General features: G+C 72.4%; 20 protein-coding genes. 9 read left to right on the top strand and 11 right to left on the bottom strand.

Annotation, left to right across the window (positions count from 1 at the left end; genetic code table 11):
- Positions 1 to 2 precede the first annotated feature (2 nt).
- A complete protein-coding gene (locus ACPXBU_RS20835; RefSeq protein ID WP_425759272.1) occupies positions 3 to 1,904 on the top strand; it encodes a hypothetical protein in 1,902 nt (633 codons plus the stop codon).
- A gap of 81 nt (positions 1,905 to 1,985) precedes the next feature.
- Here ACPXBU_RS20835 and ACPXBU_RS20830 read toward each other — a convergent pair whose 3' ends face one another.
- Positions 1,986 to 3,782: a hypothetical protein gene (locus ACPXBU_RS20830; RefSeq protein WP_425759483.1), complete on the bottom strand. Its 1,797-nt coding sequence runs from the start codon at positions 3,780 to 3,782 to the stop codon at positions 1,986 to 1,988.
- A 596-nt stretch (positions 3,783 to 4,378) separates the two neighbouring features.
- Between ACPXBU_RS20830 and ACPXBU_RS20825 the strand changes: the two genes are divergently transcribed.
- Positions 4,379 to 5,572: a hypothetical protein gene (locus ACPXBU_RS20825; RefSeq protein WP_425759271.1), complete on the top strand. Its 1,194-nt coding sequence runs from the start codon at positions 4,379 to 4,381 to the stop codon at positions 5,570 to 5,572.
- Positions 5,573 to 5,803: 231 nt separating this feature from the next.
- On the opposite strand, the gene dxs is transcribed toward ACPXBU_RS20825, so the two are convergent.
- The 3 genes from dxs to ACPXBU_RS20810 all read right to left on the bottom strand — a co-directional run bounded on the left by dxs (position 5,804) and on the right by ACPXBU_RS20810 (position 11,299).
- Positions 5,804 to 7,753, bottom strand: a complete 1,950-nt coding sequence (gene dxs / locus ACPXBU_RS20820) for a 1-deoxy-D-xylulose-5-phosphate synthase (RefSeq protein ID WP_425759270.1) — start codon at positions 7,751 to 7,753, stop codon at positions 5,804 to 5,806.
- A 134-nt stretch (positions 7,754 to 7,887) separates the two neighbouring features.
- Positions 7,888 to 9,111: a class I SAM-dependent RNA methyltransferase gene (locus ACPXBU_RS20815; protein WP_425759482.1), complete on the bottom strand. Its 1,224-nt coding sequence runs from the start codon at positions 9,109 to 9,111 to the stop codon at positions 7,888 to 7,890.
- Positions 9,112 to 9,217: 106 nt separating this feature from the next.
- Positions 9,218 to 11,299, bottom strand: a complete 2,082-nt coding sequence (locus tag ACPXBU_RS20810; RefSeq protein WP_425759269.1) for an APC family permease — start codon at positions 11,297 to 11,299, stop codon at positions 9,218 to 9,220.
- A gap of 162 nt (positions 11,300 to 11,461) precedes the next feature.
- Between ACPXBU_RS20810 and ACPXBU_RS20805 the strand changes: the two genes are divergently transcribed.
- Both ACPXBU_RS20805 and ACPXBU_RS20800 read left to right on the top strand, forming a co-directional pair.
- Positions 11,462 to 12,127, top strand: a complete 666-nt coding sequence (locus tag ACPXBU_RS20805; RefSeq protein WP_393374983.1) for a potassium channel family protein — start codon at positions 11,462 to 11,464, stop codon at positions 12,125 to 12,127.
- A gap of 3 nt (positions 12,128 to 12,130) precedes the next feature.
- Positions 12,131 to 12,820, top strand: a complete 690-nt coding sequence (locus ACPXBU_RS20800; protein WP_393374981.1) for a potassium channel family protein — start codon at positions 12,131 to 12,133, stop codon at positions 12,818 to 12,820.
- 37 nt (positions 12,821 to 12,857) lie between these two features.
- Here the strand turns inward: ACPXBU_RS20800 and ACPXBU_RS20795 are convergent, their stop codons facing one another.
- From ACPXBU_RS20795 to dut, 4 genes are all read right to left on the bottom strand, one after another.
- Positions 12,858 to 13,541 carry a DUF3159 domain-containing protein gene (locus ACPXBU_RS20795; protein WP_393374979.1) on the bottom strand — a complete coding sequence of 228 codons (684 nt, stop codon included), beginning with the start codon at positions 13,539 to 13,541 and terminating at the stop codon, positions 12,858 to 12,860.
- Between the two features lie 25 nt (positions 13,542 to 13,566).
- Positions 13,567 to 13,947: an OB-fold nucleic acid binding domain-containing protein gene (locus ACPXBU_RS20790; RefSeq protein ID WP_357070298.1), complete on the bottom strand. Its 381-nt coding sequence runs from the start codon at positions 13,945 to 13,947 to the stop codon at positions 13,567 to 13,569.
- 114 nt (positions 13,948 to 14,061) lie between these two features.
- Positions 14,062 to 14,724 (bottom strand): DUF3710 domain-containing protein, encoded by a 663-nt coding sequence (locus tag ACPXBU_RS20785; protein ID WP_393374976.1) that lies wholly within the window; start codon positions 14,722 to 14,724, stop codon positions 14,062 to 14,064.
- A 25-nt stretch (positions 14,725 to 14,749) separates the two neighbouring features.
- Positions 14,750 to 15,286, bottom strand: a complete 537-nt coding sequence (gene dut / locus ACPXBU_RS20780; protein WP_425759268.1) for a dUTP diphosphatase — start codon at positions 15,284 to 15,286, stop codon at positions 14,750 to 14,752.
- 82 nt (positions 15,287 to 15,368) lie between these two features.
- Here dut and ACPXBU_RS20775 point away from each other — a divergent pair, with 82 nt between their 5' ends.
- Complete coding sequence (locus ACPXBU_RS20775) at positions 15,369 to 15,899, top strand: DUF3093 domain-containing protein (protein WP_393374972.1); 531 nt, start codon at positions 15,369 to 15,371, stop codon at positions 15,897 to 15,899.
- A gap of 18 nt (positions 15,900 to 15,917) precedes the next feature.
- On the opposite strand, the gene ACPXBU_RS20770 is transcribed toward ACPXBU_RS20775, so the two are convergent.
- Together ACPXBU_RS20770 and ACPXBU_RS20765 are read right to left on the bottom strand one after the other, a co-directional pair.
- Complete coding sequence (locus ACPXBU_RS20770) at positions 15,918 to 16,817, bottom strand: hypothetical protein (RefSeq protein WP_425759267.1); 900 nt, start codon at positions 16,815 to 16,817, stop codon at positions 15,918 to 15,920.
- A gap of 116 nt (positions 16,818 to 16,933) precedes the next feature.
- Positions 16,934 to 17,230, bottom strand: a complete 297-nt coding sequence (locus ACPXBU_RS20765) for a DUF4193 domain-containing protein (RefSeq protein ID WP_007075406.1) — start codon at positions 17,228 to 17,230, stop codon at positions 16,934 to 16,936.
- A 433-nt stretch (positions 17,231 to 17,663) separates the two neighbouring features.
- On the opposite strand from ACPXBU_RS20765, the gene ACPXBU_RS20760 reads away from it, so the two are divergent.
- A complete protein-coding gene (locus tag ACPXBU_RS20760) occupies positions 17,664 to 18,179 on the top strand; it encodes a LytR C-terminal domain-containing protein (RefSeq protein WP_425759481.1) in 516 nt (171 codons plus the stop codon).
- A 37-nt stretch (positions 18,180 to 18,216) separates the two neighbouring features.
- Here the strand turns inward: ACPXBU_RS20760 and ACPXBU_RS20755 are convergent, their stop codons facing one another.
- On the bottom strand, positions 18,217 to 19,038 hold the full coding sequence (locus tag ACPXBU_RS20755) for an inositol monophosphatase family protein (protein ID WP_393374968.1): 822 nt from the start codon (positions 19,036 to 19,038) through the stop codon (positions 18,217 to 18,219).
- A 289-nt stretch (positions 19,039 to 19,327) separates the two neighbouring features.
- On the opposite strand from ACPXBU_RS20755, the gene ACPXBU_RS20750 reads away from it, so the two are divergent.
- From ACPXBU_RS20750 to ACPXBU_RS20740, 3 genes are all read left to right on the top strand, one after another.
- Complete coding sequence (locus ACPXBU_RS20750) at positions 19,328 to 20,926, top strand: RNA polymerase sigma factor (RefSeq protein ID WP_425759266.1); 1,599 nt, start codon at positions 19,328 to 19,330, stop codon at positions 20,924 to 20,926.
- Between the two features lie 245 nt (positions 20,927 to 21,171).
- Positions 21,172 to 21,405 carry a DUF7455 domain-containing protein gene (locus ACPXBU_RS20745; protein ID WP_030489368.1) on the top strand — a complete coding sequence of 78 codons (234 nt, stop codon included), beginning with the start codon at positions 21,172 to 21,174 and terminating at the stop codon, positions 21,403 to 21,405.
- A gap of 132 nt (positions 21,406 to 21,537) precedes the next feature.
- Positions 21,538 to 21,759, top strand: a 222-nt coding sequence (locus ACPXBU_RS20740; protein WP_425759265.1) for a hypothetical protein, incomplete at its 3' end; no start/stop codon positions are given.

Raw genomic sequence — 21,759 nt, 5'->3', positions numbered from 1 at the left:
TCGTGGCTGTGCCGGTGGTAGACCCTTCGCTGAATCCCGTTACCGACGCCGACCCGGCCGAGGTCGAGCCGACACGGCGGCCTCGACGCCGCCCGGCCCGAGCCGACCTGTTGGCCCTCGGAGCCTATGTGCTGCTCGGCATCTTCGTCTGCCTCAACTACTGGGGTGACGTGACCGGCCGGGTGTCCTCGCACCTGCCCACCGACCACAGCTGGTTCGAGTGGTTGTTCGCACACGGCGCCTACTCGGTGCGGCACCTGGAGAACCCGCTCTTCACGGCCCGGCAGAACGCCCCGGACGGGGTGAACATGATCGCCAACACCTCGCTGCTCGGGGTGACCCTGCCGCTGGCCCCGCTGACCATGCTGCTCGGCCCCCAGGTGATGTACGCGCTCTATCTGGGTGCGGCGCTGGCGGCCACCGCCGGCACCGGGTACTGGATGCTCTCCCGCCACCTGGTGCGCTCCCGCGCGGCGGCCTTCGTCGGCGGCGCGTTCCTCGGCTTCGCGCCGGGGATCATCCACCACGCCAACGGTCAGCCCAACTTCGTGTCCAACTTCCTGCTGCCGCTGATCGTGGTGCGGGTGCTGCGCCTCGGTGAGGCGGGCCGGTGGCGACGCAACGGACTGGTGCTCGGCGCGCTGGTGACGTACCAGATCTTCATCAACGAGGAGATGCTGCTGCTCACTGCGCTGGCCTGCCTGGTCGTCGTGCTGACGTACGCCGCGCAGCGACCGCGGGCCGCCTGGGCCGCGGCTCGCACCTTCCTGGCCGGGCTGGGCGTCGCCGGCGGGCTGACGCTTGTGCTCGCGGCGTACCCGATCTGGTACCAGTTCAACGGCCCGCAGTCCTACCGGGGCCTACAGGGCGGTGTCTTCCACAACTGGGGCGAGGACCTGATGGCCTTCGTCACCTTCGCCCGGGACACCTGGGCCGGTGACCCGGCGGTGGAGACGACGATCGGGTTGACCGAGCAGAACACCTGGTTCGGCTGGCCGTTGGTGCTGCTCTCGATCGTGTCGCTGGTGCTGCTCGTGCGCCGGTCGCTCGTCACCCGGATCGTCGCGGTGCTGATCGTGGTGTTCACCGTGGCCGCGATCGGGCCGGTGGTGCGCTTCGACGGTGTCGAGACCACGGTGCGCGGCCCGTGGTCGTACGTGCCGGACGACCTGCCGCTCGTCGAGATGATGATGCCGACCCGGCTGACGCTCGTGGTCGCCGCCGCGGTGGGCGTACTCCTCGCGTTGACCTGGGACGCCGCGCACCGCCAGGGGCGCGCGGTGGCCGAGCCCGCGCGGGTGCCGGCCCAGCGCGTCGACGAGCAGACCCCGGCGACGTCCGACGACCCGGGCGCACCGGCGCCGGTCGCGGCGCGCCGTCGGTGGCTGCGCCCGGTGGGGTACGCGGCGGTCACCCTCGCCGTGCTGCCGCTCTTCCCCCGCCCGCTGCCCGCCCAGCAGATCGACCCACCGCCGCACTTCATCACCGCGGGCGGTTGGCGACCGTACGTGCCGGCGGGCCGGACCCTGGTGCCGGTGCCGATCCCGAGCAACGTGCACGGCCTGCCGACCCTGCGCTGGAGTGCGCTGACCGGGCAGGAGTTCCCCGTCCCCGGCGGCTACTTCATCGGCCCGAACGAGCTGGGTGAGGGGGTCTTCGGCGCGCCGAACCGGCCCACCAGCAGCCTCATCTACTCGACCATGGACAAGAACGCGGTCCCGGCGCTCACCGACGAGAACCGCCGCCAGGCCGTCGAGGACCTGCGGTTCTGGCGGGCGTCGGTGGTGGTGCTCGGGGCGCACCCGCGCGAGACGGTGCTGCGCGAGCTGGTCACCGGCCTGATCGGGCCGCCGCAGCGGGTCGACGACGTGTGGGTCTGGGACGTCCGCGCCCTGGTGGGTTGATCGGTCGAGCAGGTCCCCACGCCGGGGCGTGCTGGCCGCCACCGGGGGCGACGTGATCTCCGACGTCGTCCCCGGCGGCCGTCAGACCGAACGGTCGGTGAGCGCCCGCACGTCCCACACCCAGACGTCCAGCTCCTGACGGCCCGGACCGACCAGCTCCTCGACCGTCCGTCGCAGCGGCTCGGCGTTCTGCTGCCGCAACGGCAGCACCAGGATCGCCGCCCGCCAGTGCCGCAGCTCGTCGGCGAACCGACGGCGCTGCCGGTCGTCCAGCTTCGGCATCCGACCGGTCGTCGCCACCTCCTCCAGCATCTGGCCCACCCCGCTGGGTCGGCCGCCGAACCGGCCGGCGTCACCGGTGTTGCCGTTGCGGGGGGCGAGGAAGTAACCGCCGGGGATCTTGAAGTCGAGGTTCGTGGCCGCAGCCCAGCGCATGCCGTGCGTGTTGCCCATGCTGGGCACCGGGATCGGCACCAGCGTCTGGTCCGGCCCGACGTACGCCCGCCAACGGTCGGCGGTGATGAAGTGCGGCACCGGCGGCCGGGAGACCATCCGCAGCGGCATCGGGGCGATCGGCAGCAGGGCGAACGCCAGGCCCGCCGCGGTGAGCGTCCGCACGGTACGCCGCTCGGCAGGACGCAACACCCAGGCCCGTTCGACGGCGAGCGCGAGCAGCAGACCGACCACCACGCTGGTGATCAGACCGAACCGGGTCGGCACCACCGCGTCCAGCAGCGGCAGGTGGACGAGCATCTGCCACGGCCCGGTGACCACGTCCCGATCCCACCACGAGACCCGCTCGCCGAGCGAGAGCACGGCGAAGAGCAGGCCCGTCGCCGCGAGCGCCCGGACGATCAGCTCCCGGCGCAGCCAGACCACGATGCCGATGGCGATCAGCGACAGGCTCCAGCCGAAGAAGGCGTTCTCCTCGGAGTAGTTCGGCGCGAGATTGATGTTGGCGCGCTGGTTGCCGCCGAGGGTGGGCGAGCCCGGGGCGAAGAAGGCGGCGATGTCGTTGCCGTAGTCCTTCACCGCGTCGCTGAGCCCGTGGTAGGCCATCGGCCCGGCGAACTGCACGTACAGGGGGTACGCCAGCAGCGCCCCGGCCAGCAGCGCGCAGGTCACCACACCGGCGCCCAGCGGTCGCCACGCGGCCCGCCAGCGGGCGGGCTCCTGCACGAGCACCGCCAGCAGGAAGACGCCGCACGCCAGCGCCGTGAAGAGCAGGATCTCCTCGTTGATGAACGCCTGCGCGGTGACCAGCAGGGCGAGCAGCGCGCCGTCGCGGACCGGCCGGGTAGAGCGGGTGAGCACCAGCACCCGCCAGACGATGAACGGCAGCAGGAACTGGCTGATGATGTTCGGGTGCCAACTGGCGTGCGAGAGCATCGCGGGCGAGAACCCGCAGAACCAGCCGCCGGCCGCCGCCGCGAGCGGGGTGCGCACCAGGTGGCGGGAGAGCATGAGGTACCAGGCCATGGCGGTGCCGGCGAGGCCGAGCGTCACCAGCAGCACGAAGGAGACCGCCGGCCCGAACAGCAGCGTCACCGGGACCATCGGGATGCCCAACGCCAGCACGGCCGTGTTGGCCATCAGGTTGACGCCGTCGGGGTAGTTGAACTGCTCGGTGTAGAACGGGTACTCGCCGTGCAGCACCACGCGCACCGAGTGGGCCAGGAAGAACTGCACCTGGGCCGGGTCACCGGTGTAGAGCGAGGCCACCCGGCCGGAGGGGTCGAGCCAGATCCGGATGGTCACCCAGACCGCGGCGAGCAGGAACAACCCGCCCACCGCCAGGTGCTGCCGCCGCCGCGTCCACCGACGCCACCACGCCCGCGACGGTACGGCCGCCGCGCCCTTCCCGGACTCGTCCGCCACGTCGGCCGAAGCCGGCACGACGCTCTCCGCCGGCACAGTCGTGTCAACGGGAGCCGGCGCAGCGGCCTCAGCCGGAGCCGACCCTGCCGGAGCCGTCTCAGCCGGAGCCGTCTTAGCCGGGGCCGACCCTGCCGCCTCAGCCGGAGCCGACCCTGCCGCCTCAGCCGGAGCCGACCCTGCCGCCTCAGCCGGAGCCGACCCTGCCGCCTCAGCCGGAGCGGGCCCTGCCGCCTCAGCCGGAGCGGGCGCGGTGGCCTCGACGGGGGCGGCGAGCGTGGGGCCGGTCGTGCGCGGGGTCTCGGCCGGTGCGGTGGAGGTGCTGGTCAGGGCGGCGGGGCCGACGAAGAGGCCGGCCGGAGTGCGATAGCTCACCATCTCGTCGGAGCCGGCTGCCGACTCCGGGTGCGGCGCGGGCAGGGCGCGGGACTCGGCAGGCGTCACAGTCGGCGGAGTCTACCGGAGCAACCAAAACGCACTAAAGCCCCGGTGACGTCCACTGTGGTCGGTCCGGCGACGACCACCTGAGGTCCGGCACCGGACATCTCGTACTATGGCGCTTTCCGACAGCGACGGCGAGGCGATCGGGGGCGGGCCAGGTGACTCCAGGCCGTCGGTACGGCAGGACGCTCGCCGTCCTGCTGAGTGCGCTGCTGGTCACCACGGCCTGCGGTCCGGTCGCCGATCGGAAGCCGAAGGACCTGCGGGTCGGGTACGACAGCCTGGACGGCACGCTGGCCGTGTGGCCGCCACGCGGTGACCTCTCGAAGGACGCCACGGCGACGGCCGCCGTCACCGACGCGGTTCGTGACTGGCGGTCACCGTCCGACGACCGTGCGCACCTCCCCACGTCCGGCATCCTCTTCTCCGGTCGGGTCGACGGTGCCCCGATGGCGATCGTGGCCGCCGACGTGCCCGGCGAGAGCGCCTCCTGGCTGCTGCAACTCACCCGCGACGGCGACCGGTACGCGGTGACCCGCGCCTCCGAGTACACCGACCCGGGCTACCTCGTCTACTCCGACGTGCTGCCGGTGCAGACCGCCGGCGGCCGGCGCTACCTGCTCTCCGCCCGGGTGCAGACCCTGGTCGGGCCGCAGGATCGGACGTTGACCGTCGCGGACGGCCTCAGCGCGCCTGTCGACGTGCCGGCCTGCACGGCCGTCGCGGTGACCGCGACCCTCCGAACCACCGATTCGTTGCCCCGCGGGCGGGCCGCCGACCGGCTGCTCGACCTGGGCACCGGCACCGTCGATCCGCGCTATCCCCTGGTCCGGGACGAGTCCGGCACGGGACGGCGGGCGCTGACCGGCCTGGACACCTGTGTGCTGGCCGGCGACCGGGGTCCGTTCGGCAGCATCCCGCGTCGGATCGGCGACCGGGACGCCCCCCGCTCGGTGCCGACGTCCTGGCCGATGGCGAAACTCACGGTCCGCTCGCTCGGCGAGGTGGCCCTCGGCGGTGGCGCGGCGGCGGAGTTGCAGCAGCTCAGCTGGGATACCGACGCCGGCGCGATGACCGCGGTGATCTACCGACCGGCCGACGGCGGCGCACCCGTCGTCTCGCCCGCGGACCGGGCCACCCCGTTACAGGCGTACCAACTGCCCGTGCCCGGCCAGCCGCTCGTGGTGCTGAGCTGGCGGGCCACCCGGGACAGCTCCCTGTCCGTCCCCCCGGGCACTCCGCTGCTGGTCGAGCGCCCCGGCCTGGCGGTCATCCCCAGCCCGTCCCGCTCCCAGACCTACAGCCTCGCCAACTCCGACAAAACCCACTACCGCTCAGTAAAACCCCACTAACCCACCCCACCCCACCCCACCCCACCCCGGCCTCGCCGAGGCCCCCGCGATCTTGCACTTTCTGCGGCGACAAACAGTGGCGAAAAGCGCATTGCGACAACCGAAAGTGCAAGATCGGCGCGGCACGGGGCAGGCACGGGGCAGGCACGGCAGCACGGCAGGCGCGGGGTCGTTGGAGCGTGCGACGGCGGGCGGTCCCGGAGGGGCCGCCCGCCGAAGGTGTCGCGGGGGTCAGTTTTGCGCGGAGGCGTTGCTGGTGGGAGTGAGGCGGTCCGGGGTGGCGTCCAGGCCGGAGATCCAGCCGGTAACGTCGCGGGCCACGTCCTGGGCGGTCAGGCCCAGGTCGGCGAGGATCTGCGCGCGGGTGCCGTGCGGGTGCCAGTCGGCCGGTACGCCCAGGTCCTTGAGCGGCACCCGGACATCGGCGTCGCGCATCGCCTGGCCGAGCGCGTCGCCCACCCCGCCGACCCGGACGCCGTCCTCGACGCTGACCACCAGTCGGTGGCGGGCGGCCAGGTCGACAAGCTCCGCCGGCACCGGGCGCACCCAGCGGGGGTCGACGACGGTGACCCCGTAGCCCTGCTCGGCGACCCGGGCGGCGACCTCCATGCCCAGCTGGCCGAAGGAGCCAACGGCAACCAGCAGTACGTCGGTACGCGCCGACTCGGCCAGCACGTCGACCGGGCCGACCCGATGCAGCGCCGGCAGGTCCGCGGCGACCGCGCCGGTCGGGAAACGCACCACGGTCGGGCCGTCGTCGACGGCGAGCGCCTCGCGCAGCTCCTCGCGCAGCGTGGCGGCGTCGCGGGGAGCGGCGATCCGCAGGCCGGGCACCACCCCGAAGACGGACATGTCCCAGATGCCGTAGTGGCTGGGGCCGTCCGGGCCGGTGATGCCCGCCCGGTCCAGCACGAACGTCACCGGCAGCTTGTGCATCGCCACGTCCAGCAGGACCTGGTCGAAGGCGCGGTTGAGGAAGGTGGCGTAGACGGCGACCACCGGGTGCAGCCCGCCGAGCGCCAGGCCGGCCGCCGAGGTGGCGGCGTGCTGCTCGGCGATGCCCACGTCGTACACCCGCTCGGGGTACTTGCGGGCCAGCTTGGCGATGCCGGTCGGCTCGGCCATCGCGGCGGTGATGCCCACCACGTCCGGGCGCTCGTCGGCGACGGCCAGCAGCTCGTCGGCGAAGACGTGCGTCCACTTCACCGACGGGGCGGCCAGCAGCGCGCCGGTCTCCACGTCGAAGGCGCTGCCCGGGCCGTGCAGGCAGTCCGCCTCGTCCTCCTCGGCCGGGCGGTAGCCGTAGCCCTTGCGGGTGACGGCGTGCACGATCACCGGGCCGCCGAAGTTCTTCGCCGCGCGCAACGCCGCCTCGACCGCCACCACGTCGTGCCCGTCCACCGGGCCCACGTACTTGATGCCGAGGTCCTCGAACATGGCCTGCGGGGCGACCGCGTCCTTGATGCCCTTCTTGACCGCGTGCAGCACCTCGTACATCGGGCGGCCGACGAGCGGCGTGGAGCCGAGGGCGTCCTTGACCGTGTCGAGGACCTTCTCGTAGCCGGGGTTGAGCCGCAGCGACGAGAGGTGGTCGGCCAGCCCGCCGATGGTCGGGGCGTACGAGCGGCCGTTGTCGTTGACCACGATGACCAGGGGGTTGCCGGCGGTGGCGATGTTGTTGAGCGCCTCCCAGCACATGCCGCCGGTCAGCGCGCCGTCGCCGACCACGGCCACGACGCTGCGCGCCTCGCCCCGCAGCGCGTACGCCTTGGCCAGGCCGTCGGCGTAGGAGAGCGCGGTCGAGGCGTGCGAGTTCTCGATGAGGTCGTGCTCGCTCTCGGCCTGGCTGGGATAGCCGGAGAGGCCACCGCGCTGGCGGAGCTTGTCGAAGCCGGCCTGACGCCCGGTGAGGATCTTGTGCACGTACGACTGGTGACCGGTGTCGAACAGGAGCCGGTCGCGGGGGGAGTCGAAGACGCGATGCATGGCCAGCGTCAGCTCGACCACACCGAGGTTGGGCCCGACGTGCCCGCCGGTGCGGGAGACCTTGGCGATCAGGAAGTCCCGGATCTCGGCGGCGAGGACGTCCAGTTCCTCACCGGACATCCGCTTGACGTCCTGCGGGCCGCGGACCGTCCCCAGCAACCGGCCGTGGTTGGCCGTGTCCTCTTCAACACTCATGACCGGAGAGTCTATCGGCCGCTTGGCACTCCGCAGCCCGGGCCGAGTGGCCCGAGCCGCGCGGATCGACTGAGCGCCTGGTCAGAGCCGGATCCGCGGGCCGTCGCCGGAGGGGCGGAGACGAGGATCTCCGGTCAGCCCCCGACCGGGGGCAGCAGCAGCCCGACCTGCTCGACGTGCTGCGTCATGGGAAACAGGTCGAAGCCCCGCAGCGCCGCCAGCCGCCAACCCAGCTCGGTGAAGGTGCGGACGTCCCGGGCGAAGGCCGCCGGGTCACAGGCCACGTACGCGACCGCACGCGGGCCGGCGGCGGCGATGTCCCGCACCACCTGGGCGCCCGCGCCCGAGCGCGGCGGGTCGAGCACCACCACGTCGACCGGGCCGGTGATCCGTCGGCGGGCGAGCGCGGTCTCCACCCGGGCGGCCACCACCTCGATCCGGGGCAGGTCGGCCAGGTTGGCGCGGGCCGCGTCCACCCCGTCCGCGCTCGATTCGACAAGTGTGATCCGGGCGTCGCCGACCCGGCTGGCGAGGGCCGCGGCGAACAGCCCGGCGCCGCCGTAGAGGTCCCACGCGGTCTCGCCGGGCCGCGGGTCCAGCAACTCCAGCACCGCCGTGGCGAGGGTGTCCGCCGCGGCCGGGTGCACCTGCCAGAAAGCGGACGCGGGCAGCGTCCACTCCCGGCCGGCGGCCACCTCGCGGACCTCGGTCGGACCACTGACCGGGGTGCCCACCCCGGAGTGGGTCGCGGTGACCGTCACGTCCCCGCCGGTGCTGGCGACGGTCTCCACCGCCTCGGCGGCCGACCAGCGCTCGCTGAGCACCGGCAGTTGCTGGATGGCCGGGTGGGCGATCCGGCAGCGGTCGATCGGCACCACCTCGTGCGAACGGTGCTTGAGCAGGCCGGCCCGGTCCGCGGCGTCCACCGCGTAGCGGACCCGGGAACGCCAGCCCAGCAGCCCGCCGGGCAGCGCCTCGATCCGGACGCCGAGCCGGTCCAGCTGCGCGTCGGTCAGCCCACCCAGGCGGATCAACTGTTCGCGGACCACTGCGGTCTTCCAGGCCAGTTGCGCCTCCGGGGCGACGTGTTGCAGGTCGCAGCCGCCGCAGGCACCCGGCTTCGCGTACGGGCAGGGCGGCTCGACCCGGTCCGGCGAGGCTTCCAGCACGGTCACCGCGTCGGCCCGGACGAACCCCCGGTGCACCTCGGTGACCTCGACGACGACCCGTTCGCCGGGCAGCGCGTGCCGGACGAAGACCACCTGCCCGTCCACCCGGGCCACGCAGTGCCCGCCGGGGGCGACCGCGTCGACGGTCAGCTCGACCCGTTCCGCCTCGGCCAGACCACGCTCAGGCACCGACGGCACCGACGGCACCGACGGCACCGACGACGAGGAGGACGGCGCGGGCGACGACACCGACGAGGGCGACGACGGCGACAGCGCGGGCTGGCGCCCGCGGGGCTCAGTCACGGTCGGTCCCGAGCGGGCCGCCGTCGATCGGGCGACTCTCGGGCGCCGGGGCGGAGGCGACCGGCAGGCCCTCCGGCGGTGGCGCGGTGCCCCGCGGTCCGCGCGCCGGGGTCCGGGACAGCGTCGCGTCCAGCCGGTCCAGGTTCTTGCTCGCCGTCGACGCGAGCTGCCACGGCACGCTGACCACCATCACCCCCGGTTCGAAGAGCAGCCGGCCCTTGAGGCGCAGGGCGCTCTGGTTGTGCAGCAGGTTCTCCCACCAGCGGCCCACCACGTACTCCGGGATGAAGACGGTGACCACGTCCCGGGGCGACTTGCGGCGGGTGTTGGCGACGAAGTCCAGGATCGGCCTGGTGATCTCCCGGTACGGCGAGTCGATCACCGTGAGCGGAATGGCCATCTCCCGCCGCTCCCAGTCGGCCTGCAGGTCCCGGGTGTCCTTGTCGTCCACGTTGACGGTCACGGCGGTCAGCGTGTCCGGTCGGGTGGCCCGGGCGTAGGCGATGGCCCGCAGCGTCGGCTGGTGCAGTTTGCTGACCAGCACGATCGCGTGGTTGCGAGCGGGCAGCACGGCCCGGCCCTCGTCCGGCGGGGTCAGCTCGGCCGCCACCCGGTCGTAGTGTCGGCGGATGGCCAGCATCAGCAGGTAGATCACCGCCATGGCGGCTATCGCGATCCAGGCGCCGAGCAGGAACTTGGTGATCAGCACGATCACCAGCACGGTGCCGGTCAGGCCCATGCCGAACGTGTTGATGGCCCGGGAACGGTGCATCCGGCGCCGCGCCTCCGGGTCCCGCTCGGTTCGCAGGCGCCGGTTCCAGTGCCGGATCATGCCGGCCTGGGAGACCGTGAACGAGACGAAGACCCCGACGATGTAGAGCTGGATGAGCCGGGTCACCTCGGCCTGGAAGCCGACGATCAGCACGATCGCGAACAGGGCCAGGAAGGTGATGCCGTTGGAGAAGGCCAGCCGGTCACCCCGGGTGTGGAACTGGCGGGGCAGGTAGCGGTCCTGGGCGAGGATCGAGCCGAGCACCGGGAACCCGTTGAACGCGGTGTTCGCCGCCAGGAAGAGGATGAGCGCGGTCATCCCGGCCACCACGTAGAGCAGGATCGACCCGGAGCCGAAGACCGTCTCGCCGAGCTGGGTGGTGACCGTCTTCTGCACGTAGCCGTCGGGGCCGGCGACGATCTGGAGCCCCGGGTCCTCGACGAACTGCAGGTGGGTCAGCCGGGCCAGCCAGATGATCCCGACCAGCAGACTCACCGCGATCGCACCCAGCAGCAGCAGCGTGGTGGCGGCGTTGCGGCTCTTCGGGGCCTTGAACGCCGGCACACCGTTGGAGATCGCCTCGACACCGGTGAGCGCGGCGGCGCCCGAGCTGAACGTCCGCAGCAGCAGGAAGACGAGCGCGAACCCGGTCACGCTGTGCTCGGCCTGGATGACCAGGTCGGCGCTGGGCGCCCGCAGGTCGTCGCCCAGCACGAAGACCCGGAACAGTCCGGTGAGCAGCATCCCGCCCATCACGATGACGAAGCCGTAGGTGGGGATGGCGAACGCGGTGCCGGACTCCCGCAGGCCGCGCAGGTTGACAGCGGTCAGCAGGACCACCGCGATCACCGCGATCAGAACCTTGTGGGTGGCCACGAACGGCACCACCGAACCGAGGTTGGCCACCCCGGACGAGACCGACACCGCCACCGTGAGCACGTAGTCGACAAGCAGCGCGCTGGCCACCCCGACCCCGAACTTCGGACCCAGGTTGACCGTGGCCACCTCGTAGTCGCCGCCGCCGGAGGGGTAGGCGTACACGTTCTGCCGGTAGCTCGCCACCACGGTGAGCATCACCACGACCACCGCGAGGGCGATCCACGGGGAGAAGAAGTACGCGGAGGTGCCCGCGATGGAGAGGGTCAGCAGGATCTCGTCGGGCGCGTACGCGACGCTGGACAGCGCGTCGGAGGCGAACACGGGCAGCGCGATGCGCTTCGGCAACAGGGTGTGCTGAAGTCGGTCGGACCGGAACGGTCGACCGAGGAGAAGCCGCTTCAGCAGCGAGGTGGGACTGGCCACGAACGCCAAGAGTACGACCACCACCGTGGGAGCGCGGGGGTGGGCGAGCGTGGCTGTTCGGCACGACGGGGTACGGTCGGTCCCCGCTTCGCACCGGGACGTGGCAGGCTCGCACTCGTCAGGCCACCCAGCCGGAGTGGTACGCACCTTGGGAGGGACAGCGTGCACGTCGTGATCATGGGTTGTGGCCGGGTCGGGTCGACCCTCGCCCACAGCCTGGAATCCCGGGGGCACTCGGTGGCGGTGATCGATCAGGACGCCGACGCCTTCCGCCGACTCGGCCCCGACTTCGCCGGAATCACGGTGACCGGGGCCGGCTTCGACGGCGAGGTGCTGCGCCAGGCAGGCATCGAGCGCGCGGACGCCTTCGCGGCGGTCTCGAGCGGCGACAACTCCAACATCATCTCGGCCCGGCTGGCCCGCGAGACGTTCGGCGTGTCGCGGGTCGCCGCCCGCATCTACGACCAGCGCCGGGCGCAGGTCTACGAGCGGCTGGGCATCCCCACCGTGGCGACCGTGCGCTGGACGGCCGACCGGATGCTGCGGCACCTGGTGCCGGAGGGCAACGTGGAGATCTTCCGCGACCCCACGAGCACCGTGTCGATCGTCGAGGTGCCGGTGCACAAGGACTGGATCGGTCGTCCGGTCCGCGGGCTGGAGGACTCGACCGGCGCTCGGGTGGCCTATCTGATCCGCTTCGGCATCGGCACGCTGGCCACCGGCTCTACCGTCGTGCAGGAAGGCGACCAGGTGTTCATGCTGGTCAGCGATGACATCGTGGCGACTGTCACGTCGGTGGCGGCGACGCCGCCGGAAGGGGGGCAGTGAGCCATGCGGGTCGCCATCGCGGGCGCGGGCAACGTGGGTCGTTCGATCGCCCAGGAGCTGATCGACAACGGCCACCAGGTGATGCTCATCGAACGGCAGCCCAAGATGCTGCGCCCGGACCGGGTTCCGGACGCCGAGTGGGTCCTGGCCGACGCGTGCGAGCTGACCAGCCTGGAGGAGGCGAACGTCGCCGGGTGCGACGTGGTGGTCGCGGCGACCGGCGACGACAAGACCAACCTGGTGCTGTCGCTGCTGGCCAAGACCGAGTTCGCGGTGCCTCGCGTGGTCGCCCGGGTCAACCGGGCCGAGAACGAGTGGCTGTTCACCGAGCAGTGGGGCGTGGACGTCGCGGTGAGCAAGCCGCGGGTGATGGCCGCGCTCGTCGAGGAGGCCGTCACCGTCGGCGACCTGGTCCGGCTGATGACGTTCCGGCAGGGCGAGGCGAACCTGGTCGAGATCACCCTGCCGCCGACCGCGCCCTATGTCGGTCAGCCGATCCACGCCGTGCCGCTGCCCCGCGACTCCGCGCTGGTGGCGATCCTGCGTGGCAAGCGGGTCCTGGTGCCCAGCCCGGACGACCCGATCGAGGCCGGCGACGAGCTGGTCTTCGTCTGCACCGCCGAGGTGGAGGACCAGGTCCGCGCGGTGATCCTCGGGCCGGACAGCGTCGAGCGGACCCGCGGGTCACGCTGAGCGGACGAACGCGGCGGCCCGGTTGCCGGGCCCTCGCTCAGGCTCCGGGCAGCGGGGTCGGCTGCGACTCCCGGGTGACCCGGCGCACCGTCCAGACCGTGATCAGCAGCAGCAGCGCGTACGGCGGGTAGCCCAGCGCCAGCCGGGCCACGCCCAGCGCGGTGTCCTGGTGAGCCAGGTAGAGCCCGGCCTGCACGCCCACCTTGGCCAGCCACACCACGCCCCACAGCACGGTCAGCTGGGTGAAGGTCCGCACCAGCTTCGGGTCGCCCCGCCACTCCGAGCGGCCCTTGGCGACCAGCACCGACCAGATCCAGCCCACCAGCGGCTGCCGGATGGCCGCCGAGATCAGCAGGGCGATGCCGTACCCGATGCCGTAGAGGATCCCGGGGAGGTAGAAGTCGCGCTCGTCGCCGGTGCGCCAGGCGATGGCGGCGCCGATACCGACGCCGAACAGGCCGTTGACGGCGTGCCGGATCGGCCGGCGCTGGGCCAGCCGCAACCCGGCGATCAACAGCGCGATCGCGACCGAGGCGATCACCGCCGGCCGCAGCTCGCCGATGACGTTGGCGAGCACGAAGACGACGACCGGGATGCTGGACTCGACAAGCCCCCGCCAGCCGCCGAGCTGGTCGGCCATCTGCTCGGCGATCGTCGGCAGCGGCTCCTCGTCCGGTGGGCCGGTCTCCGGCTGCGCCGCCCGGTGCTGTCCCGTCGTCATCGCCGGCCTTCCGTCCGCAGCGCCGTCACTTCGGCGAGTCCAGCTCGTAATAGGGGTTGTAGATGACCTTGCGATCGTCGCGCACCGCCACCCGGCCCCGGGCGGTCAGGTGCCGGCCCGGCTCGATCCCGGCGATGTGCCGACGACCCAACCAGACCAGGGTGACCACGTCGGTGCCGTCGTAGAGGTCGGCCTCCAGGGTGGGCAGGTTGGTGCGCGGCGTGTAGACCACCGTGCGCAGCCGACCAGCGACCGAGACCAGCTGGCCCCGCGAGCACTGCTGGGCGGGGATCCCGCCGCACTGGGCGCTCTCCCGGCGCAGCTCCTGCGCGTCGATCTCGGCCTCGCTGGCGGTGAACCGTTGCAGGATGCGCCGCAGCGACACCCGGCCCTCGTCGGTCGTCATGACCTCCGCGTCACCCTCTCCACGCTCGCCGTCCCCGGCCGGCCCCGGCGGCGCCGGAACCGTGCCGCCAGCGTACGCCGACGGGGCTGGTTCCGGCGGGCCGGTGGGCGCGGGTCAGACCTGGCGCGGCTCGGCGGCGGCGTCCCCCGCCTCGGCGTCGGTCTGGTCGGAGATCTCCCGGGGCAGCCGCAGCGGCAGCGGCTCGCGGACCGGCTTGGCCTCCTGGCCGCGATCGACCACCAGGCCGTCCAGGCACTCGACGAGCGGGCCGGCCGCGGCCGGGTCGCTGGCCACCGGCCCCTGGAACACGCCGCGGACCATCCAGCGCGGCCCGTCGACGCCGACGAACCGCAGATTCGTCGGGCCGTCCGGGGTGGGCACCTGCGCGTGCAGCTCCGGGCCGTACTCGCCGTCGACCTCCTGCGCGCTCGCACCGTCGCGGAGCAGCGACTGGCGGATCTCCTCGCGCACCTCGCCCCAGATCCCCTCGGACCGGGGGGCGGCGAAGACGCCCAGCTGGAGCGCGTTGTCGCCATGCACCAGCACGACCTGCTGGATCACGCCCTGCGGGTCGGCCTGCACCCGCACCTCGACCTCGGCGATCGCCGGGATGTGCAGGCTGCCCAGATCGAGCCGCTGCACGTCGGCGTAGCTCTCGGAGATGTCGTACGGGCCGCGCACCAGCGACGGCGCCGCCTCACCCTGGTCCGGGACCTCGACGGCCCGCTCGTCAGCGGTGTGCCGTTCGGCATCGGCCCGCTTTCGGGAGAAGATCACTGCGCCCGCCCTCCGCTGTTCACACTCACCCTGCCACCTCTTCCGTCTGCCCGCGGCCCGGCTCGTCCGGCCGCTGCCCGACCCGGTCCTGGCCCGCCGGAGACGGCACCAGCCCGCCGTGACCACCGGTGGACCCGTGCCCGCCGGTCCCGCGCCGGGACGCGGACAGCTCGACCACCGGCTCGAACCTCGCCCGCGCGACCTGTTGGATCACGAGTTGCGCGATCCGGTCGCCGCGGGAGATCTTCGCCGGTACATCCCGATCATGGTTGATCAGGTTGACCAGGATCTCACCCCGGTAGCCGGCGTCGACCGTACCGGGCGCGTTGAGCACCGTCACGCCGAGCCTGGCCGCCAGGCCGGACCGGGGGTGGACCAGACCCACATACCCCTCCGGCAACGCGATGGCCACGCCGGTGGGCACCAGGGCACGACCACCGGGCGGCAGCTCCACGTCCGCGGCCGCCACCAGGTCGGCCCCGGCGTCGCCGGGATGGGCGTACGTGGGCATCGGCAGCTCGGAGTCGAGCAGCTGCACAGGCACTCCTACGACGTCGGTCACGGGTCCCCTCTCCTCCGGTTCGCGGGGTGACCCTGCCATCCTGCCGGTTCGCCGCGCCACCGTGCGCCGTACCCTCGCAGGAGTGAGCATGTCGCCCTCTCCGTCCGCCGATCAGTCACCGGTCGACGCCCGCACGGCGTACGCCGAACGGCTGGATCTGCCCTGGTGGCTGTGGTTGACCGGGCTGGTGGCCGCCGCGCTGTTGGCAGTCGAGATCTGGATGGGCGCCGCCGGTGTCCGCGCCTGGCTGCCGTTCGCCGTGCTGCTGCCGCTCACCGCCGCCGGGTTGTGGTGGCTGGGTCGGATCCGGGTCGGGGTCGCCGACTCGGAGCTGCGGGTGGACGACGCCCACCTGCCGGTGCGTTTCGTGGCCGACGTGATCCCGCTGGACACCGCCGGTCGCCGTGAGGTGCTGGGCGTCGGCGCGGACCCGCTCGCCTTCGTCGTGCAGCGACCGTGGATCGGCGGTGCCGTGCAGGTGGTGCTCGACGACCCGGCCGACCCGACCCCGTTCTGGGTGGTCAGCACGCGGCACCCGGTCGAGCTGGCCGAGGCGGTGCTGACCGCGCGGGACGCGCTCACGGTGTCCGAAACGACGGCGGAGCCGGGCTGATCCGACGCCACGGCCCGCTCAGGTGCCCGTCGGCGGGCCCGGCAGGGCCTGCGGTGGCGCGGGCCGGGCGATGCCCCGCCGACGCAGGTCGACCTGAAGCTGCTCGGCCATCTGCTGGGTGGCCCGCCGGTTGAGGAAGCTGGCCACCGCGGCGCCGGTCAGGAACGGCCCGAGCGTGGTGAGGTTGCGACCGAAGCGCCGCAGCAGCATGTCCCGCAGTTCCTTGCGGGCGGCGGTGCCGAGCACCGCGCCCACCCCCACACCGGGCACCATCGGGTTGACCCCACGCTGGGTGGCCCAGGAGTGCACCAGGGCGACGGCTCGTTGGCTGCCACCGGCCGGTAGCGCGACACCGTGGAGCTCGTGCAGCTCACCGACCAGCTTCAGCTCCACCGCCACCACGGCGACGGTCTCGGCGGCGAGCAGCACCGGCGCGGAGAGCAGGGTCGGGGCGACCGTCCACTCGACGGCGGCGACTCCCCCACCGGCCGCGCCGATCGCGGCGGTGGTCCGCGACGCGTTGCGCACGAGCCGGTCGGCCAGGGCGGCGTCGTCCAGGCCGGGGAAGTGCTGACGCAGGGTGTCCAGGTCTCGCACCGGGATGTGCGGGGCGACGTCCGCGACGGCGTCGACCATCCAGCGCATCGCGGCACGGGGCTTGAACAGGTCGGAGACGCCCCGGGCACGGGCCTGCCCGACCATCCGGGTCAGCAGTTGACGGCGGCGGGCCGGCTCGATGTCGTCCGCGGTCAACGCCGCGACGGTGGCGCCGAGGTCGTCCGTGCCGCCGTCGGTGGCACGGAGGTCGCCGGTACCGCCGTCGGTGGCGCCGGGGCTGCCGTCGGTGGCGCCGGGGCTGCCGTCGGTGGCGCCGGGGCTGCCGGTGCCGCCGTCGGTGGTGCCGCCTCGATCGCTCATCGGACCTCCCGGTGCTGTGGCTACCCGCTACGAGTCAAGCAGGTACCCACCACGGCCGCATGCCTACACCGGCAGCGGCGGCCCCGTTCCGGAGGCCGCCGCTGGTGTCGTGGTTGTCAGACGCACTCGCGGCAGATCAGCTCGCCGTTACGCTCGACCGCCAGCTGGCTACGGTGGTGGACCAGGAAGCAGCGGGCGCACCGGAACTCGTCCTGCTGCATCGGAAGCACCTTGACCGTGAGCTCCTCGTCGGCCAGATCGGCACCGGGCAGCTCGAAGCTCTCGGCCACCTCGGCCTCGTCGACGTCCACCGCGCCCGACTGTGAGTCGACGCGCCGTGCTTTGAGCTCTTCCAGGCTGTCCTCGCCGAGGTCGACCTCGTCGCGACGCGGGGCGTCGTAGTCGGTGGCCATCGGTTTCACTCTCCCATATCGATGTTGTCGCTTCCGGTTGTAACGCCGGACGACGCTGTTTCGGTTCCGCTGGCCGGCCACCACTTGTGTCGGGCACCCGACCCGAGGACCGAACGGGTCGAGCTCGCTGGGGCGACTCCCCTGCGAGCGCGGAACCTTACCCCCCCTTGGGCGAGGCATGTATACCGCCCTTGCGGCTGAGATGTACGCCCCTGCACGCGAAGTTGTTCCCAATGTGATTCAGGCGACACGAAGATAGGGGTATTAGTACCCGGTCCGCGGTCGGCGCGCCGGCATGTCGGGCTGTTTCCACGCGACGGCCGGACAACCGTTAACCTCAGCGGCGTATTCGACGGCCGGCGGCCTGAGCGATCGCTCCTGGCCGTCACCATCCACCTGGAGTCCGGGGAGTGCTCTGATGAGTTTTGCGCGCGTGCGGGCACTCGTCGTCGTCGGCCTGCTGGCGATCATCGCCCTGGTCTTCGTCGTGGTGGCCGTGGTCCGCGACAGCCAGGGCAACGCGGGCACCGCGGCGGGCTGCCCGGACGGCTGGCCCCTGGCGGATCTGACCCTGCGCGAGCGCAAGGACGTCAAGATCAACGTGTTCAACGCCACGGACCGGCCCGGTCTCGCCCACACCGTCAGCGACGAATTCCGCAACCGCCAGTTCCAGGTCACCAAGACCGGGGACGAGAAGAAGCAGGTCGACGGCGTCGCGGTGCTGCGCTACGGCCCGAACGGCGTCGGTTCCGCGCACCTGCTCGAGGCGTACTTCCTCAACGAGGCCAAGCGGAACTACGACGAGAAGCGCACCGACGACACCGTGGACGTGGTGCTGGGCAACAACTTCCAGCAGCTCGCCACCACGACCGAGGTCAACCAGTCCCTCGGCGACTCGGGGCCGCCGAAGGCGCCCGCGGGCTCCTGCCCGTCCCCGGCCGCCAAGTGACGGCGTAACCCGCGCCACGCACCGCCCGGTCGACCGCTCAGGGCCCGCCGGCGGCGTCCAACTCGGCGAGCCGGTCGTGCAACGGCGGGAAGAGCGCCGGCGGGGCCGCGACCACCAGGTCCGGCCCCGGCGGCCGACCGGCCAGGCCGGCGACCCGCACGCCCGCCTCGGCGGCCACCAGCCCACCCGCCGCCAGATCCCAGGCCGCGAGGCCCTTCTCGAAGTACGCGTCGAGCCGGCCCTCCGCGACCAGGCAGAGGTCCAGCGCGGCGGCGCCCAGCCGGCGGATGTCCCGCACGTGCGCGATCAGCCCGGCCACCACCTGGGCCTGGTGTGCCCGACGACGGGCGTCGTAGCCGAAGCCGGTGCCGACAAGCGCCTGCCCGAGATCCACCTCGGCGGAGCAGCGCAACCGGACCCCGTCGCGCCAGGCGCCGCCGCCGGCCGTGGCCGTCCACTCCTCGCCGGTGCTCACGTTGCGCACCACGCCGGCGACGACCACCCCGTCCACCTCGGCGGCCAGCGACACCGCGCTGTACGGCAGCCCGTACAGGTAGTTGACCGTGCCGTCGATCGGGTCGACGATCCACCGCACCCCGCCCGGCGCGACCGGCCCGGTGTCCCCGCTGCCGTACTCCTCGCCGAGCACCGCGTCGTCCGGCCGCGCCCGCTTCAGCGCGTCGAGCACCTGCCGTTCGACCGCCCGGTCGGCGGCGGTGACCACGTCGGTGACCGTACTCTTGGTCGCGGCCACGGAAACCCCCTCGACCCGCATGCGGTACGCGGTGGCCGCCGCGTCCCGCGCCACGTCGAGCGCGATCGCCAACAGATCCCGAGGTGACGGTGCCGAACCGTGCATCCCAACGTCCCCTTCCCGCACGACCGGGGTGTTCCGGGCCACGCGCGGGTATCATCCTTACAAAGTCCAGATCAGCGCCGAATCAGCGGTCCCACCGTCGTTACGCAGTGCGGCGCAGGATGATCGCCACAGACGGCGTTACAATTCACCCCTGCCCACGTGACACGGACCGCCGACCACCGGCCGGCCCGGGACGCGAGGGTCCCTCAACCACATCGCCCGGCCCGGTTGCCCCACGCTGTGCCGGACGACCCGGCCGTGCCCGCTCTTCGCCTCCGGAAGGTCATTCGTGACAGAACCCCGCCAGACCGGCGCCGACGTTCGCTCGCTCACCGACACCCTGATCGCCCACGCGCAGAGCGCCGGTGGTCAGCTGACGTCGGCCCAGCTCGCGCGCACCGTCGAGTCCGCCGAGGTGACTCCGGCCCAGGCCAAGAAGATTCTGCGAGCGCTCTCCGAGGCGGGAGTGACCGTAGTGGTGGACGGCTCGGCGAGCACTCGCCGCCGGGTCGCCGCGGCCCGGTCGACAACGCCGGCGTCCCGGGCCACCACCGCCAAGACCACCAAGAAGGCCGCCGCGCCGGCCCCGAAGCAGGCGCCGGCCGGCGACGACGCGCCGTCGACGCCGTCCCCGCGCAAGGTTGCCGCGAGCAAGGCCACCGGCTCCGCCGTGGCGGCTCCGGCGAAGGCGACCAAGACGACCCGAGCCACCAAGGCGACGGTTGCCGCGGCCGCCGGCGCCAAGCCGACCAAGGCCGCCGGCAAGGCCAAGGGCGAGGGCGCCGAGGGCGAGATCGACCCGGAGGAGCTGGCCGCCGCGATCGAGGACGTGGTGGTCGAGGAGCCGGCCGAGCTGGCCCAGGCCGCCGAGACCGACGCCGCCGCCTCGGCGACCGACAACGACTTCGAGTGGGACGACGAGGAGTCCGAGGCTCTCAAGCAGGCCCGGCGCGACGCCGAGCTGACCGCCTCGGCCGACTCGGTCCGCGCGTACCTGAAGCAGATCGGCAAGGTTCCGCTGCTCAACGCCGAGCAGGAGGTGGAGCTGGCCAAGCGGATCGAGGCCGGGCTCTACGCCGCCGAGCGGCTGCGTGCCGCCGACGAGGGCGAGGAGAAGCTCGTCCGGGACATGGTCCGTGACCTGGGCTGGATCTCCCGTGACGGCGAGCGGGCCAAGAACCACCTCCTGGAGGCGAACCTCCGACTGGTGGTGTCGCTGGCCAAGCGATACACCGGGCGCGGCATGGCCTTCCTCGACCTGATCCAGGAGGGCAACCTCGGCCTGATCCGGGCGGTGGAGAAGTTCGACTACACCAAGGGCTACAAGTTCTCCACGTACGCCACCTGGTGGATCCGGCAGGCGATCACCCGCGCGATGGCCGACCAGGCCCGCACCATCCGCATCCCGGTGCACATGGTCGAGGTCATCAACAAGCTCGGCCGCATACAGCGCGAGCTGCTCCAGGATCTGGGTCGCGAGCCCACCCCGGAGGAGTTGGCCAAGGAGATGGACATCACACCCGAGAAGGTGCTGGAGATCCAGCAGTACGCTCGGGAGCCCATCTCTCTGGACCAGACCATCGGCGACGAGGGCGACAGCCAGCTCGGTGACTTCATCGAGGATTCCGAGGCCGTGGTCGCGGTCGACGCGGTCTCGTTCTCGCTCCTGCAGGACCAGCTCCAGCAGGTGCTGCAGACGCTCTCCGAGCGTGAGGCGGGTGTGGTGCGCCTGCGCTTCGGCCTGACCGACGGCCAGCCACGGACGTTGGACGAGATCGGCCAGGTCTACGGGGTGACCCGGGAGCGGATCCGGCAGATCGAGTCCAAGACGATGTCCAAGCTGCGTCACCCGTCCCGGTCGCAGGTCCTCCGGGATTACCTGGACTGAGCGGGTTTCGTCAACCGAGCGTGTCGTTTTGACCACCTGGTGTGCAACGCCACATGATGATCGTCCCGATACACGAATGTGATCGTTGACGTGGCACCCTGGGTGCACGGCACACTGTCCCTGCCAGGTGTGACCTCGGTCCCCCGCGGGCACACAGGGAAGGCAGTGCCTAGTAAGGGTGTTGCACCATAGGTGAGCAACGACCGAAGAGATTGTTCATCGGTGACGACCAGAGGAGGAAGGCGATGACCCCGACCCTCACGCCGCCGCCCGTGACGGCGGCTCCCCCAGCCGCCGATGAACGGTGCGACCGCTGCAATGCTGCCGGGAAGCTCCGGATCACTCTCACGGGTGGGAGCGAGTTGGTGTTCTGCGGGCACCACGCGAACAAGTACGCGGAGGATCTCGTGAAGATCACCGAGCGGTTCGCAACGGAGCCCGATTTCAGCTGGCGTGGCGCCGATCTGATGGCGAACTAAATCCGCTAACCGACATAGTCGACCGGAGGTCCCCCGAGGGGCCTCCGGTCGGCTTTTCACTATCCCCCACCCCAACACCCCAGCGGCCCCAAACGTCCGCCGCCGCAACCTGCGCCTACCCCGCGCCCGCGCGTGCCCTGCCCTGCGCGCTCGGCGCGTGCCCTGCCCTGCCCCGCGCGTGCCCTGCCCCGCCTCGCGCGTGCCCTGCCCCGCCCCGCGCGTGCCCTGCCCCGCCCCGCGCGTGCCCTGCCCCGCCCCGCGCGTGCCCTGCTCCGCACCGCACCGCACCGCACCGCACCGCACCGCACCGCACCGCACCGCACCGCACCGCACCGCACCGCACCGCACCGCACC

The sequence above is a fragment of the Micromonospora sp. DT231 genome (assembly GCF_049847025.1).
Classification (GTDB): Bacteria; Actinomycetota; Actinomycetes; order Mycobacteriales; family Micromonosporaceae; genus Micromonospora.
The sequence above is the reverse complement of the archived record's forward strand: the minus strand, read 5'-3'. Positions and strand labels throughout refer to the sequence as shown.